Source organism: Streptomyces massasporeus, from assembly GCF_014648995.1.
Taxonomy (GTDB): domain Bacteria; phylum Actinomycetota; class Actinomycetes; order Streptomycetales; family Streptomycetaceae; genus Streptomyces; species Streptomyces massasporeus.
On sequence record NZ_BMSE01000001.1, the window covers coordinates 816,722 to 830,849 of the forward strand.

The following is a 14,128-nucleotide window of genomic DNA, read 5'->3' on the forward strand; positions in this document are numbered from 1 at the left end:
TAACACCGTCCACTGACCGCGGACTCGCGGCCCCTGCAGGAGGCCATGCGGACAGGGGGTGCGGTCATGGCCGGCGGTTCGGGCGTTCGCCCCGACGGGGGTACGTCGGCGGTGGCAGCCGCGTGGACGGTCCGGGCACGCACCATGACTTTCGTGCTGCTTCGGCCCGCTTACCCGTACCGCGTACGAACGCCCCGCCCCCCGTACGGCACCCGCCTGTACACCCACACCCCCGCGCTTCACCGCCACTCCAGGAACACCGTGTCGTTGGTCAAGGACTCAGCGGAGACAGCAACCGCGGCCCCTTCCCCCGAGGTCGACACCACCCGGAAGTCACCCAGGCCCGACGGCTGCCCCGAACGGTCGTTGGGTGAGTGAACGGACGCGATGAACTTCTCACCGTCCGCCGAGACCACCATCCCCTCGGCGACCCTCCCGTCGTCCTCGCGGACCACGGCGACGGCGTTCCCCTCGGGACGGCCGCTACGAGCATCCATGGTTCGGAAGTTGCCCAACTGGGAGCGGCACAGCACCCGTTCGTCCCCGACCCAGCCGACGATGCCGACGCATCCACTGAGCAAGGTGGCGGAGCGGCCCGCTGCCGCGGTGAGCGGTCCTGACGAGTCCAGGGTGTGGAAGACGTGCCCGTAGATCTTCGGTGCGGTCGCGGTGAGGCGGCGGCCGTCGGGGGCGAGGTGGGCCATGTTGGCCTGGACGGCGCGCGGGGGCTTCCCGGTGACGATCAGGGGGAGGTCGTGTCCGATCGCCGGGCCCTCGTCCGACAGCCGGTGATCTCCCTGCGCGGGCCGCGAACCGATCCTGCGCTCACCGTCGGCGGTGATGTACGTGAACCACACGCTCCGCCCGTCGGGCGCCATCACCGCGTTCTGCTCGTCGTCGCCCCTCGCGTCGCTCAGGCTCACGAAGTCGTCGGCGTTGCCACCGCTCTGTACGTAGCCGGCGTGCGTCGTCCCGCCGTCCGCGTCCCGGAGCACCACCGCCATGCGCGTGTACGCCAGGTCGAACAGGGCACGGACCCGGGGAGTCACGTACTCCAGATCGTCCACGGCGTAGGGCGACGGACTGTCCGAACTCACTCCGCAGAGGTCCACGAGAGGGCTGTTGACGTTCTTGGCGTCCTTGTAGTTGGTGAACGCGGCGTCGGTCGGGATGAAGAAGTTCCGCGTCTCTCGCAGTTGCCACCGCTCGGGATCCCAGGCCTGCACGTTGACCCCGGCGTAGCGCGCGCCCATGCTGCACGTCGCGGTGACAACCGTGCCCTCGCGAGTGAACGGGCTGTCCGGAAGGGCATACCCGCGATTGCCCCAGTAGGGCGCCGAGGGACCCGGCGCCGGCCCGGCCTCCTTCTTGGACTGCGAGGAGCCGCACCCCTGGACGCACAGGACAGCCAGCACGGCGACCAGGACCGCGGCCCTGCCCGTCAGAGCCCGTAACACTGCCCCTCCTCCGGCATGTCGTCACACGACGTCCAGGGCATGGCCCCGAAGACCCAGCTCTGCCGGGGATTCTCCGGGACGGACTCCGTACGGATGCGCAGCGGCTCGCCCTTGTCGTCCTTCAGTTGGACCCACCGCCCTTCCGGCCGGTGGGTGTCGTTGTAGTGGACCTGAAGGCCCCATTCGCACGTCCGTCCCCGCGGCGCGATGACCTCCGCCCGCAGCCCGCCCGAGGACTGGCCGTTGCCGACCTCGACGAAGCGGTTGTCGAAATAGGGCTCGCCCTGTCCCTCGGTGTCGTCGGTCAGCACCGGTTCGTCGGCGCGGGGCGGAAGATGGAGCCGGATGCCCTCGTAGGCGACCCCGCCCTGCGGCGGAAGGCCGACGACGGCCTGCGCGGTGCTCTTCCGGCACGTCAGGTCGGTGACCTTCCAGTCGTTGATGGTCACCGCGTACTGGCGTGTACTCATCACGGTCATCTTGAACGTGTCCGAGAACTCCATGCCCCCACTGGCGGTCTGCTTCTCCAGGTACCGCTGCGGAGCGTGCTCCAGGAACGGCGCGTAGGCGAGCGGACGGCCACCCAGGGACTTGAGGTAGGAGAAGACGTCCGAACTGGCCTTCATCTTCCGGATCTCTTCGTCGGTCAGCGTCCGGTCGAGTACCATCGCCCACTCCCGGGGCTCACTGTGCTCGGGCTGCACCGACACCGTGAACGGCGGCTGGGATGCGTCGTACGCCTTGTTGGAGTCGTTCTCCTTGGTGACGCTCGGACCGATCATGGCGTACGCGAGCAGTGCCCCGCCCAGACCTCCCAGCACGGCACTCACCGCCGCCACCGACAACCACAGCCTCCTCTTGCGCCGGGACGCTCCGGCAGGCACGCCGAGCGCTTCGGGGAGGACCGTCCGGAGACCGTCGTCGGCCCCGCTGCCCGCGCCGGAGGAGGCCGGAGGCGGGGGCGGAGGCGGCACGTCAGGGGGGCGCGTCGGCGGGGGCGGTACGGGGGCGGGCGGTGAGGTTCCGTCCGAGGTTCCGTTCTGCTCTGCCGGTCCCGGCGTGGTGCTTCCCCCGGTGTTCCCGGCGGTGTTCGGCCGGGGTTCCGGTGTCCCGCCCGCTGGCGCGGTCGCCGTCATGCCGTCCCCTCACGACGTGATAGATGGTGTTCCCGCTCGGCGGCCCGACGCGGAGCCCCCGTACAGAAGCCCCATCGAGCAACGACCGTCCCTCACAGCCCACCATAGGGACAACGACCGTTCCTGTCCGCAGAGTTGACGTCCTCCATCCCAGCACCACACCGGCACCCCGCCCCATGTACAGCCCACTCCCGTACAGGCGTCGCTGCTGGTGACACGCCGGTCGCCGCCGCCACGCCGGCCGCATGCACAGTCCTTCCCCCCAGCGGCAACGGCCCGTCCTCTCCGGTCCCGCCTCCCCCACCGAGTTCGCGATGGCGTTCACCTCGACCCCGCACGACGCCCGCCTCGCCCGGCTCTTCGTCGCGCAGTGCCTGGACTCCTGGGGCCACCCCTACGGCAGCGATGCCAACGAGACACTGACTCTGATCACCGCCGAGCTGTGTGCCAACGCCGTCCAGCACGGACGCGTTCCCGGACGGGTCTTCCACGTCCGGCCGGCCGCCGAGGCGGACGGTCGGCGGCTGCGCTTGGAGGTATCCGACACCCGCGCGGGACGCCGGCCCGTCGCCATCATCCCCACGGACCCTGACGTCGAGTCCGAGTCCGGCCGCTGCCTCCTCCTCGTCGTCGCCCTGGCCGACGCCTGGGGCATCACCGGCCGCGGCTCCGGCCCCAGCCCCGGTCCCGGTCCCGGTCCCGGTCCCGGCAAGACGGTGTGGGCGGTACTGAACACCGCGTCGAGCCGGCGCCGCTCCCTGTGCACGAAACCGACTGCTTCGCCAGGACCAGCCGCATCCTGGCTGAGCTCGCCGGCGGCCACGCGGACCGCACCTGAGACAAGCGCATCCGCGAACTCATCCGCCCCGGCCTGCTCGCCCTCGACGGCTTCGCGATGCGGCGGCTGACCGCACCCCAGGCCGACGACCTCTACGAACTCTTCAGCGAGCGACGGAACCGGTCCTGATCATCACCAGCAACCGGGCGCCCAGCGACTGGTATCCCCTCTTCCCCCACCCCGTCGTCGCCGAGTCGCTGCTGAACCGACTGATCAGCGCCGGCCACCGGGCCACCATGAACGGCCCCAGCTACCGGCCCGACAAACGACCGAAGAATCCCACCGCCAAACCCGGCACACCCTCGAAAGGCTGATCAGATCACCGGCGGCCCCGCCTCGATCCGGCGCATTACCGAGGGCAGGCTGTCCAGATCGGGGCCCGTCTGGACCTGCCGCTCGTCCCACCAAGTGGCGCCGGCGTCACGCAGCGGACCCGAGGTCCAAGCGAAGCCCGCGCGCTTCGGCTTCACCGCTTTGCACAGCGGGAGAGATTCGCAAGGTTGCCGAGGAGCGGCATGAGACCCGTAAGGTCACGGGAATGACGGACGATCAGCAGCAGGAGCAGGCCGTGGCGGGCGCCTGGGCGAGGATCGAGAAGTGGCTGGAGCAGCACGCTCCGCGCTCCTACCGGATGCTTCCTCCGCCCGTCCCGGAGGCCGACATCCGTGAGGTCGAGCAGGAACTCGACCTCACCGTCCCACCGGGCCTCAAGGCCTTCTATCGCCTCCGCAACGGCACGGGTCATCCCGGTGACTTCGGCCGGGCACCCGAACCCGAGACCGGACTTCCCTCACAAGGTCAGGCGACGGCCTGGCTGTTGCCGAGAAAGCAGGGGATTCCTCCCGTGGAGCATCTGCCGTACTGGGATGAAGGCCCTCACACGATCGGTATGCCGGACGACCCCATGGTGCGGTACCTGGCCTTCGCCGCGACCGACCGCAGCGGTCTGTACGGGCTGTTCACGGACTGCACGCCAGGGCCGGGGTACGGACGGATCGGAACCTTCGAAGAGGCCGGCATTCCCAAGCTGGGCGTGTGGCCGTCGTTTGCCGACTACCTCATCGAAGTCGCCGACGCCCTGTACGAGAACCGGGGTGTGGAGTACGCGGACGGACACCAGGACACGAAGGTGCCCGGTCTCGTCGATCAGGCCCTGGTGTGGGACGGGCCGGCACACCCGCGGGATCCGGACTGGACGCGCTTCGCATAGCACCGTGGCCGGAGCACCACAGGGTGCTCCGGCCACATGCTTGGTCAGTCAGAGGTCAGGTCAGTTCAGCCGACCTTCTTCCACGCGCAGACCGTGTCGGCGTTCTTGCAGTGCTCGAAACCAGGATCGCTGATGAAGAACCCGTCCTTGTCGAGCAGCCGCATCTGGGGGAACTAACTTGATGCCCAGGTCACGGAAGGCGCCGGTGTTCTGATCCGTGGGAACGGAGGCACGGCCACACTTCTCGTTCCACTTCGGGCCGGTGTAGCCGTCACGGTTCTCGGCAAGCAGTCCCCACGTGCCGCCGGTCATGGGCTTGGTGTAGCGCTGTGCGCATTCCTTACCGGAAGCGATGGCCCTTCGCTGCCGCGCCCGTCGACGGCGCCTCTTTCATCCTGCATCGGTCTCACCGGCCGGATCGGACGGCCACGGTGCCGGCCTGCGGATGCGCTCCGCCGGCTACGAGATCGCGGTGCGCCTGCCCCGAGGCGGTGCGGCGCCCGGACCTCGACAACCGGGGCCTGCCGGTTCTCACGGAATGATCACATGGCAGCATACTTTCGTGAATGACAACGGGGATGACATACCGAAGCCTCAATGGGCTTCTAAATTGACCGAGTTAGCGGCTGCGTCGGTACCGAGCGGCGCGCCGGCTACCGAGCCGGTCGAGGAGCCATTGGGGCCGCTCGCGTCTGCACGGACAGCGCCGGATGCGGAGTCGCCTGACGAGGGGGCGCGGGCGCGGCGGGAGTTTGCTCGTTTACTCGGGGAGTTCCGGCGTTCGGCGGTGCTGGTGCCGTTCGATGCGCAGGGAAGTCTGTGGACCGCGGACTTCAACGGCGTGCGGTGGATCTGCGCGTTCTCGGGCGAGGCGGCGTTGGCGCGGTTCGCGGTAGCGCGGGGTGAGGCGGGGCGTGAGTGGACGTACCGGACGATTCTGGGTGCGCGACTGCTGGACGTGATGGCGCCGAGGCTGCCCGGGCCGGGTGGCGTGGCGCTGGAAACCCAGCCATGACCAACGCCCTTGCGCGTCTGCTCGACATCGCCCCAGCGCCGAGCGAGCCCCGCCGGAAGGATTGGCACGAGGTCGAGCGCAGCCTTGAGGTTGAGCTCCCCGCCGACTACAAGGAGTTCATCCACGTCTACGGAGGCAGCAACTGGGACGACTATCTGTACGTCCTGGAGCCCGGCTGCCCCAACGAGAACTACGACCTCCTCGAATGGGCACAGAACCAGGCCGAAGACCTGGAAGATCTGTGGGAATTCGAGAGGAAGCCGGCGGAACTGGAAGTCGAAGGGTCCCGGGTCATCCCATGGGCAACCACGGACAACGGAGAATGCCTCTACTGGCTTGTCCGGCCAGGCCATAAGCCGGACGAGTGGACCGTCATGGTGAACGAAGCGCGCGGCGATCGGTGGGAGCATTTCTCCGTGTCCTGCACGCAATTCCTCGTATCCTCCCTCAATGGAGAGCTACATTCGACCATCCTCTCGTCGTCGTTCCCCCGTGCTGCACATGAATTCCGTCAGCTCGGTGCCGTATGACGATGCGACGCGGGGCAGAAATCGGGTTGGGCGGGACGCGCCCCGCCTGAGAATCACACGGGCAGCACGCACGTCGATGAGCTCCCGCCTCGCGAGCATCATCGCCTGCAACCACACCCCCCGGCCGTTGCCGTCGTCAGCTGGGCCTCTCCCGGACGCAGCTTGCCGTCGCGGTGGTGCAGCAGTAGTGCGGGCACGATCGTGACGTTCGGCGACGAGAGAACCTCGGATCGGGGGATCGAGCACTCGCCCTTCAGGAAGTCGATGGCGAAGCGCAGGGCCCTCTCGGTGTCCTGCCAGGCCTCCTTCAGCGCGGCTTCGTCCACCTCCGCCCCGATGAGCTTGATGTGATGGGCGCCGGTTCCCGCGAGGAGGCTCATGAGGCGCAGGACGGCTTCCCTGTTCAAGGCGAAGTTGCTGTCCTGCAGTTCCTGGTGGAAGGAGTCCATGGTGTCCAGGCCGTCGGCCCAGCGGGCCGCGATGGCGCTGTACACGAGATCGCCCTTGGACAGCCGTCGCCCACCCTTGTTCAACCGGGCGAAGAGCTCGGCGACCTCCTCGTAGTCGTCGGACTCATAGGTGATGACCGCGATCTGGTGGTGCCGGATGTTGTTCACCCTCTGCATCCGCTGAGTCCACGCATCGAAATTCGGATCGTCGAACGGGACCCCTGCCTGGAGCAGGACCTGATAGAACTGCACGTTCTCTCGCAGCAGCGTCGACACCGGGATCAGCAACGGGTCCTTGCGCTGTACGGCGCTCGGGTTGACGAACTCCTCGGTGCGCACGTCGAAGCGCAGATCGATGAGCCGGCCGTCAGCCTTGGACTCGGGTCGGTACACCCAGGCGAGGGAGGTCAACCGCTGCTGTCCGTCCAGCAGATAAAGCGGCTGGTGCATCGACTTGTCGGTCTGGACGACCGCAGCGGTCTTGGAGGGGACGGTCAGATTGGTCTTCCACAGCAGCAGAGCACCGACCAGTAGCCTCGGTAGAGAGAATCGAAGAGATCACGTACATCGGGCCTCATCCAGACGAAGACTCGCTGGATGGAAGGAATGACGACACTGCCCTGCAGCAGGTTCTCGACCTGAGTGATGATCTTGTCGTTTGCCAGCCCCATGCTGCCGCCCCCAACGTGCGAGTGATCTACGGCACACACGATAACTGTCGTCGGCCGCCCACCGTCTTGCGCACAGGAGTCGCGCCGAATGCACCGGTCTCGTCGTCGCACCGCGACCATGGGCCGCCGGAACCCGGGCATGGGTTCCGGCGGCCCAGCTTTTCAGGCCGCCTCGCGCACCTGACTCCGATGAGCCCGGACGACATCGGCGTACCGATGCCCCGTGCCCTTGATCGTGCGCTTCTGCGTCGCGTAGTCGACGTGCACGAGCCCGAACCGCTTCTCGTAGCCGTACGCCCATTCGAAGTTGTCCAGCAGTGACCAGGCGAAGTAGCCCGCCAGCGGAGCGCCCTTGCGGGCCGCGGAGGCGCAGGCGGCGAGGTGGCCCAGCAGGTACTCCTGCCGCTCGGGGTCGTCGACCGTGCCGTCGGGGCGGACGACGTCGGGGTAGGCCGAGCCGTTCTCCGTGACGTACAGCCGGCGGGCCCCGTAGTCGTCGGTGAGCCGCAGGAGCAGTGACTCGATGCCGCTCGCGTCGATCTCCCAGTCCATGCCGGTGCGCGGGACGCCGTCACGGCGTACGGCCCGGGCGTACGGCGCGGGGCCTTCGGGATCGTCGGCGACGGTCTGCGGGAAGTAGTAGTTCAGGCCCAGCCAGTCCAGCGGGGCGGCGATGGCCGCCGAGTCGCCGGGCCGTTCCGGGAGTTCGACGCCGTAGAGCTCGCGCATGTCCGACGGGAAGCCCCTGCCGTGCACCGGGTCGAGCCACCAGCGGTTGGTGTGGCCGTCCATGCGGCGGGCGGCGGCGAGATCCTCGGGGCGGTCGGTCGCGGGGTGGATGGTGGAGAGGTTGTTGACGATGCCGACCCGCGCTTCCGGGGCGGCCGCGCGGATGGCCCGGGCCGCCAGCCCGTGGCCGAGCAGCAGGTGGTAGGAGGCGCGGACGGCGGCCGTGAGGTCCGTCAGACCGGGTGCCATCTTGCCCTCGAGGTGGCCGATCCACGCCGAGCACAGGGGCTCGTTGAGGGTGGCCCAGTGGGAGACGCGGTCGCCAAGGCGCTCTGCGACGACCGAGGCGTAGTGCGCGAACGCCGACGCGGTGTCGCGCTCCGGCCAGCCGCCCCGGTCCTGGAGCGCCTGCGGCAGGTCCCAGTGGTAGAGGGTGACGGACGGGGTGATGCCCGCCTCCAGCAGACCGTCGATCAACTCGTCGTAGAAGGCGAGGCCCTTGGGGTTGACGGGGCCGTCGCCGCCCGGGACGACGCGCGGCCAGGCGATGGACAGCCGGTAGGCGTTCACGCCCAGTCGGCGCATCAGGGCGATGTCCTCGCGCCAGCGATGGTAGTGGTCGCAGGCCACATCGCCGTGGTCGCCGCCGGCGGTCTTCCCGGGGGTGTGCGAGAACGTGTCCCAGATCGACGGCGAGCGGCCGTCCTCCGCCACGGCTCCCTCGATCTGGTACGCCGAGGTGGCCGTGCCCCACAGAAAGTCGTGCGGGAGTGCGGCGAGGTCGATGGTCACGGAAGTCCCTTCGAGAACGGGCGAGTCGGTCACTTGACGGCTCCCGCCGTCAGGCCGGCCACCAGATAGCGCTGGAGCAGCAGGAAGCCCGCGACCACGGGCACGCTGACGACCAGCGAGGCGGCCATGATCTGGTTCCAGTACACGTCGTTGAGGGTCGAGTAGCCCTGGAGGCCGACGGCAAGGGTGCGGGTGGTGTCGTTGGTCATCACCGAGGCGAACAACACCTCGCCCCAGGCGGTCATGAAGGCGTAGACCGCGACCGCGATGATGCCGGGCACGGCCGCGGGGACGACGACCCGGAAGAGCGCACCGAGCGGTCCGCAGCCGTCGACCAGGGCCGCCTCGTCCAGGTCGCGCGGCACCGAGTCGAAGTAGCCGATCAGCATCCAGATCGAGAACGGCAGGGAGAAGGTGAGATAGGTGAGGATCAGTCCCCCGCGCGAACCGAACAGGGCGATGCCCGTCGCGTTGCCGATGTTGACGTAGATCAGGAACAGCGGCAGCAGGAAGAGGATGCCCGGGAACATCTGCGTGGACAGGACGGTGACGGTGAAGACGCGTTTGCCGCGGAAGTCGTAGCGGCTGACCGCGTAGGCCGCAAAGACGGCGATGACCACCGAGCAGACCGTCGCCGCCCCGGCCACGACGAGGGAGTTGACGAAGTAGCGGGCCAGCGGGACCGTCGACCAGATGTCGATGTACGGGCGGATCGTCAGCTCGCTCGGCAGCCAGCGGAACTTTCCGGTGACGTCGGCCAGGGGCTTCAGCGAGCTGGAGACCATGACGTAGACCGGGACCAGCACGAAGCCCGTCAGCAGCGTCAGGAAGATCCGCCGGGACCACAGGAAGGAGCGGGGCGGGGCCATGGGGGACGTGGTCATGAGGCCTTTCTCCGTCCGCGCGAGGTGAGCGCCAGGTATCCGCCCGTGACCAGCAGCAGGAACAGCAGCAGCAGGACGGACATCGCGGAGCCGGTGCCGAAGTTCCAGGTGACGAACGACGCCTGGTAGATGTGCACCGAGATGAGGTCGGCGGCCTCCGGCGCGGTCCTGCCGAACAGCACGAACGGCGTGTTGAAGTCGTTGAACGTCCACAGGAAGAGGACGAGGACCAGGACCTGGTTGACCGGCCGCAGGGACGGCAGGGTGATCCGGCGGAGCTGCTGCCAGACGCCGGCCCCGTCCAGGGCGGCCGCCTCGTACAGCTCGCCCGGGATGTTCTGCAGACCCGCCATGACGATGAGGAAGGCGAACGGCCAGCCCTTCCACACCGACACCGTCAGCAGCGCGATGAAACTGTTGTCGCCGATGAGCCAGAAGGACGGCTTGTCGGTGAGGCCGAGCTGGTCGTGCAGGACGTGGTTCACCAGGCCGTTGTCGTGCTGGAACATGAAGACCCAGGTGATGACGGCCGCGTAGACCGGCAGCGCGTAGGGCACCAGGAAGAGCGCCCGGAGCAGGCCGCGGCCCCGGAAGGCGTCCTGCAGGAAGACCGCCGCGGCCGTGCCGATCAGCCAGCACAGGCCCACCGACAGCAGGGTGAAGGCGATCGTGACGAGGAACGAGTGGAGGAGTGCCTCGCCGACCGGGGCGTCGAAGTCCACCGACACCGTGTAGTTGTCGAGGGCGGACCAGGGGGCGGCGCCCCAGTCGCGGATGTAGAACTGCGTGAGCTCCTTGAAGCTCATGACGATGCCGATCACCATCGGCACCAGGTGGACGAGGAGTTCGAGGAGCAGGGCGGGCAGGAGCAGCAGGTAGGGCAGGCCCACGCGGTGGATCCGCCCCGTGCGGCGGCGGGGGCCGCGCGCCGTGCCGGGCGGGTTCTTGCGGACCGCCGGCCTCTCGGCCTGGGCAGTGGTCGTCATGTCGCTCAGGCCGCCGGCATCTGCTGCTGGGCCTTCTCCAGGGCCGCCTTCACCGAGCCGGTGGTGACCGGGCGGCCGGCGGCCGCGTCGGCGAACAGGCCCTTGATGGCGGTGCCGACCGCCGTCTCGAACTGGGACTCGTCGGCGACCTGCGGCAGGGCCACGGCGCTCTTCGCCAGGGTGTCCTTCAGGACGCCGTTGGCCGGGGTGGCGAAGGCGGCGTCCGCCTGGGCCGACCTGACGGGCGGGATCGTGCTGTAGGCCTTGTTGAGGATCTTCTGCTCGGCATCGCTCGTCATGAACTTCACGAACTTGGCGGCGCCGTCGGTGTTGTCGGTGTTCTTGAAGACGGCCAGGTTGATGCCGGCGACCATCGAGTTGACCTGCTTGCCGGTGCCGGGGGTGCCGGACTGGACGGGCACGGGGGCGATGCCGTAGTCGTCCTTGCTCATGCCCTGCGACTCGAGGTTGGCGGACGCGGACTGCCACAGCAGCATCGCCGTCTTGCCCTTGGCGAAGTCGCTGACGGACTGGTTCTGCGCGTACTCGGCGTTGCCCGGCGCGATGACCTTGTCCTTGGCCATCAGGTCGACGTACTGCTTGACCGCGGCGACCGTCCCGTCCCCGGTGAAGTCGGCCTTGCCGTCGGCGGTGAAGAAGTCGGCGCCGTGCTGCTTGGCGAAGACGAAGGCGTGGTGGATGTTCTCCGACGGGTTCGAACCCTCCATGCCCAGGCCCCACTTGCCGTCCTTGGACAGCTTCTTGCCGTCGGCGACGAGCTCGTCCCAGGTGGCCGGGGGCTTGGAGATGCCCGCGTCGGCGAACAGCTTCTTGTTGTAGTAGAGCGCGTAGGACATCGAGTACAGCGGCACCGCCGCCGGGTCCTTGCCCTGCGCGCCCGTGGAGCCGAGTGCCGAGTCGACGAACCGGTCCCGGCCGCCGATCTTGCCGAAGTTCTCGGCGTCCCACGGCAGCAGCGCGCCCGTGGCCTGGAGCGAGGCGCTCCAGGTGTTGCCTATGTTCAGCACGTCCGGGCCCTGGCCGGAGGTGGTGGCGGTGAGGATGCGGTTCAGCAGGTCCGACCAGGGGACGACCTCCAGCTTCACCTTGATCCCGGTCTGCTTCTCGAACTTGTCGAGTTCGGGCTGGAGGACCTTCTTGTCGACCTCGATGCTGGCGCCCTGGTTGGACGCCCAGTAGGTGAGCGTCTTCGGTGAATCGTTCGATCCGCCGCCGGTGGCGGAGCCTCCTCCGCAGGCCGTGGCCGCGAGGGCGAGTGACAGTGTGACGGCGCCTGCCGCCGCGGCTCGGATGCTGCGCATGGCTGCTCCTGGCTCTCTTCCGGGAGTACGGCCCCCTTCCGCCGGGGCGAGAGCCTGGGCGAGAGGGAAGCCGTCATGGCTTAATTTAGGACGTGAGTTAATCCTCGGAAGGCAGTCCCGTCAAGGGGCTGGACACACTCTTGGAAGTCTCGCCGCACCCCTTGACGCATCTGTTCCACGGATGAACCATTCAGCGGCGAGAGAGCGCTCCCCGCACCCCACTCCGTTCACTTCCTGAACCAGGAGAGCCGCCCCATGCACCCTGACTCCCCGTCATCCCGCCTGCCCGCGCCCGGCCGCCGGGCCGTCCTCGGCGCCGCCGCGGCCGCGTCCGCGCTCGCCGCGCTGCCCGGCACCGCCTCGGCCGCCCCCGACACACGGAAGACGCCCGTGCGCAGGAAGCCGCGCGCCCTGCCCGGCGGTGGTGACCTCGGCCCGAACGTGCTGGTCTTCGACCCGGCCACCCCGAACATCCAGGGCAGACTCGACGAGATCTTCCGGCAGCAGGAGTCGGCCCAGTTCGGCACCGGCCGCTACCAGCTGCTGTTCAAACCCGGCACCTATCACGGCCTCAACGCGCAGATCGGCTTCTACACCTCGATCTCCGGTCTCGGCCTCTCCCCCGACGACACCACCATCAACGGCGACATCACGGTCGACGCGGGCTGGTTCAACGGCAACGCCACGCAGAACTTCTGGCGTTCGGCCGAGAACCTCGCGGTCGTCCCCGTGAACGGCACCAACCGCTGGGCGGTCTCGCAGGCGGCCCCGTTCCGGCGGATGCACATCCGCGGCAACCTCAACCTCGCCCCGACCGGCTACGGCTGGTCCAGCGGCGGCTACATCGCCGACAGCCGGATCGACGGCCAGGTGCAGCCCTACTCCCAGCAGCAGTGGTACACCCGGGACAGCGCGATCGGCGGCTGGCTCAACGGCGTGTGGAACATGGTGTTCTCCGGTGTCGAGGGCGCCCCCGCGCAGGGCTTCCCGAACCCGCCGTACACCACCCTGGCCACGACGCCGGTCTCCCGCGAGAAGCCGTTCCTGTACCTCAGCGGCAGCGAGTACCGGGTCTTCCTGCCCGAGAAGCGGACCAACGCCCGGGGCGTCACCTGGGGCAACGGCACCCCGCGGGGCACCTCGCTGCCCCTGTCGCGCTTCTACGTCGCCAAGCCCGGCGTCTCGGCGGCCACGCTCAACCAGGCCCTCGCCGAGGGACTCCACCTGCTGCTGACGCCGGGGATCTACCACCTCGACCAGCCGGTGCGGGTCGACCGGGCCGGCACGGTGGTGCTGGGTCTGGGATATGCCACGCTCATCCCCGACGACGGCGTCACCGCGCTGAAGGTCGCCGACGTCGACGGCGTACGCCTGGCCGGGTTCCTCGTCGACGCCGGGCCGGTCAACTCCGCCACCCTGCTGGAGATCGGCCCGCGCGGCGCCTGGCGAGACCACTCCGCCAACCCGACGACCGTCCAGGACGTGTTCGTCCGCATCGGCGGGGCGGGCCCGGGCAAGGCCACCACCAGCATGGTCGTCAACAGCCGGCACACCATCGTCGACCACACCTGGGTCTGGCGCGCCGACCACGGCGACGGGGTCGGCTGGGAGACCAACCGCGCGGACTACGGGGTCGTCGTCAACGGCCACGACGTGCTGGCGACCGGGCTGTTCGTGGAGCACTTCAACAAGTACGACGTGCAGTGGTTCGGCGAGCGCGGCCGCACGATCTTCTACCAGAACGAGAAGGCCTACGACGCCCCGAACCAGGCCGCGATCCAGAACGGCTCGATCAAGGGCTACGCCGCCTACCGGGTCGGGGACGCCGTCACCACCCACGAGGGCTGGGGCCTGGGCAGCTACTGCTACTACAACGTCGACCCGGGCATCGTGCAGCACCACGGCTTCGCCGCGCCGAACCGGCCGGGGGTGCGCTTCCACGACCTGCTCGTGGTCTCGCTGGGCGGCAACGGGCAGTACGAGCGGGTCATCAACGACACGGGGTCGCCGACGTCGGGGACGTCCACGGTGCCGTCGACGGTGGTGTCGTACCCGTAGCTCTCAGGACGGGGCGGACCGGCGGGCCCCTCCCTTCGGGTGAGGAAGGGA

Annotated in this window: 12 protein-coding genes and 1 pseudogene; 5 read left to right on the forward strand and 8 right to left on the reverse strand. The window is 68.8% G+C overall.

Annotated elements, in window-relative coordinates:
* Positions 1-239: 239 nt before the first annotated feature.
* Positions 240-1,457, reverse strand: a complete 1,218-nt coding sequence (locus tag IE153_RS03750; protein ID WP_229828692.1) for a hypothetical protein — start codon at positions 1,455-1,457, stop codon at positions 240-242.
* Positions 1,442-2,296 carry a hypothetical protein gene (locus IE153_RS03755; protein WP_229828695.1) on the reverse strand — a complete coding sequence of 285 codons (855 nt, stop codon included), beginning with the start codon at positions 2,294-2,296 and terminating at the stop codon, positions 1,442-1,444. Before IE153_RS03755 ends, IE153_RS03750 begins: the two co-directional genes overlap by 16 nt.
* A 542-nt stretch (positions 2,297-2,838) precedes the next feature.
* Here IE153_RS03755 and IE153_RS42540 point away from each other — a divergent pair.
* Positions 2,839-3,501, forward strand: a complete 663-nt coding sequence (locus IE153_RS42540) for an ATP-binding protein (protein ID WP_308432121.1) — start codon at positions 2,839-2,841, stop codon at positions 3,499-3,501.
* A gap of 244 nt (positions 3,502-3,745) precedes the next feature.
* Here the strand turns inward: IE153_RS42540 and IE153_RS42545 are convergent.
* Positions 3,746-3,865: pseudogene (locus IE153_RS42545) on the reverse strand (LLM class flavin-dependent oxidoreductase); the annotation flags it as partial.
* Between the two features lie 104 nt (positions 3,866-3,969).
* Here IE153_RS42545 and IE153_RS03765 point away from each other — a divergent pair.
* The 3 genes from IE153_RS03765 (at position 3,970) to IE153_RS03780 (ending at position 6,186) form a co-directional block, all read left to right on the forward strand.
* Positions 3,970-4,641 (forward strand): SMI1/KNR4 family protein, encoded by a 672-nt coding sequence (locus IE153_RS03765; protein ID WP_229828699.1) that lies wholly within the window; start codon positions 3,970-3,972, stop codon positions 4,639-4,641.
* Between the two features lie 562 nt (positions 4,642-5,203).
* A complete protein-coding gene (locus tag IE153_RS03775; protein WP_229828701.1) occupies positions 5,204-5,656 on the forward strand; it encodes an SseB family protein in 453 nt (150 codons plus the stop codon).
* Positions 5,653-6,186 (forward strand): SMI1/KNR4 family protein, encoded by a 534-nt coding sequence (locus tag IE153_RS03780; RefSeq protein ID WP_189588316.1) that lies wholly within the window; start codon positions 5,653-5,655, stop codon positions 6,184-6,186. Before IE153_RS03775 ends, IE153_RS03780 begins: the two co-directional genes overlap by 4 nt.
* 98 nt (positions 6,187-6,284) lie before the next feature.
* Here the strand turns inward: IE153_RS03780 and IE153_RS03785 are convergent, their stop codons facing one another.
* From IE153_RS03785 to IE153_RS03805, 5 genes are all read right to left on the reverse strand, one after another.
* A complete protein-coding gene (locus IE153_RS03785) occupies positions 6,285-7,166 on the reverse strand; it encodes a DUF262 domain-containing protein (protein WP_308432134.1) in 882 nt (293 codons plus the stop codon).
* Positions 7,167-7,468: 302 nt separating this feature from the next.
* Entirely contained in the window at positions 7,469-8,827 is a 1,359-nt protein-coding gene (locus IE153_RS03790; protein WP_189588317.1) for a GH1 family beta-glucosidase, read from the reverse strand.
* Between the two features lie 29 nt (positions 8,828-8,856).
* Positions 8,857-9,696: a carbohydrate ABC transporter permease gene (locus tag IE153_RS03795; RefSeq protein ID WP_189588550.1), complete on the reverse strand. Its 840-nt coding sequence runs from the start codon at positions 9,694-9,696 to the stop codon at positions 8,857-8,859.
* An 11-nt stretch (positions 9,697-9,707) separates the two neighbouring features.
* Positions 9,708-10,697 carry a carbohydrate ABC transporter permease gene (locus IE153_RS03800; RefSeq protein WP_189588318.1) on the reverse strand — a complete coding sequence of 330 codons (990 nt, stop codon included), beginning with the start codon at positions 10,695-10,697 and terminating at the stop codon, positions 9,708-9,710.
* Positions 10,698-10,702: 5 nt separating this feature from the next.
* The gene (locus IE153_RS03805) at positions 10,703-12,019 is read right to left on the reverse strand and encodes an ABC transporter substrate-binding protein (protein WP_189588319.1); all 1,317 of its coding nucleotides are present in this window, start codon (positions 12,017-12,019) and stop codon (positions 10,703-10,705) included.
* Between the two features lie 255 nt (positions 12,020-12,274).
* Here IE153_RS03805 and IE153_RS03810 point away from each other — a divergent pair, with 255 nt between their 5' ends.
* Positions 12,275-14,077: a pectate lyase-like domain-containing protein gene (locus IE153_RS03810; RefSeq protein WP_189588320.1), complete on the forward strand. Its 1,803-nt coding sequence runs from the start codon at positions 12,275-12,277 to the stop codon at positions 14,075-14,077.
* Positions 14,078-14,128 lie beyond the last annotated feature (51 nt).

What these genes read in the sequence shown, in the direction of transcription:
- IE153_RS42540 (WP_308432121.1), top strand. Translation starts at nt 2,839, where the DNA reads ATGCACAGTCCTTCCCCCCAGCGGCAACGGCCCGTCCTCTCCGGTCCC.
- IE153_RS03765 (WP_229828699.1), top strand. Translation starts at nt 3,970, where the DNA reads ATGACGGACGATCAGCAGCAGGAGCAGGCCGTGGCGGGCGCCTGGGCG.
- IE153_RS03780 (WP_189588316.1), top strand. Translation starts at nt 5,653, where the DNA reads ATGACCAACGCCCTTGCGCGTCTGCTCGACATCGCCCCAGCGCCGAGC.
- IE153_RS03795 (WP_189588550.1), bottom strand. Translation starts at nt 9,696, where the DNA reads ATGGCCCCGCCCCGCTCCTTCCTGTGGTCCCGGCGGATCTTCCTGACG.
- IE153_RS03800 (WP_189588318.1), bottom strand. Translation starts at nt 10,697, where the DNA reads ATGACGACCACTGCCCAGGCCGAGAGGCCGGCGGTCCGCAAGAACCCG.
- IE153_RS03805 (WP_189588319.1), bottom strand. Translation starts at nt 12,019, where the DNA reads ATGCGCAGCATCCGAGCCGCGGCGGCAGGCGCCGTCACACTGTCACTC.
- IE153_RS03810 (WP_189588320.1), top strand. Translation starts at nt 12,275, where the DNA reads ATGCACCCTGACTCCCCGTCATCCCGCCTGCCCGCGCCCGGCCGCCGG.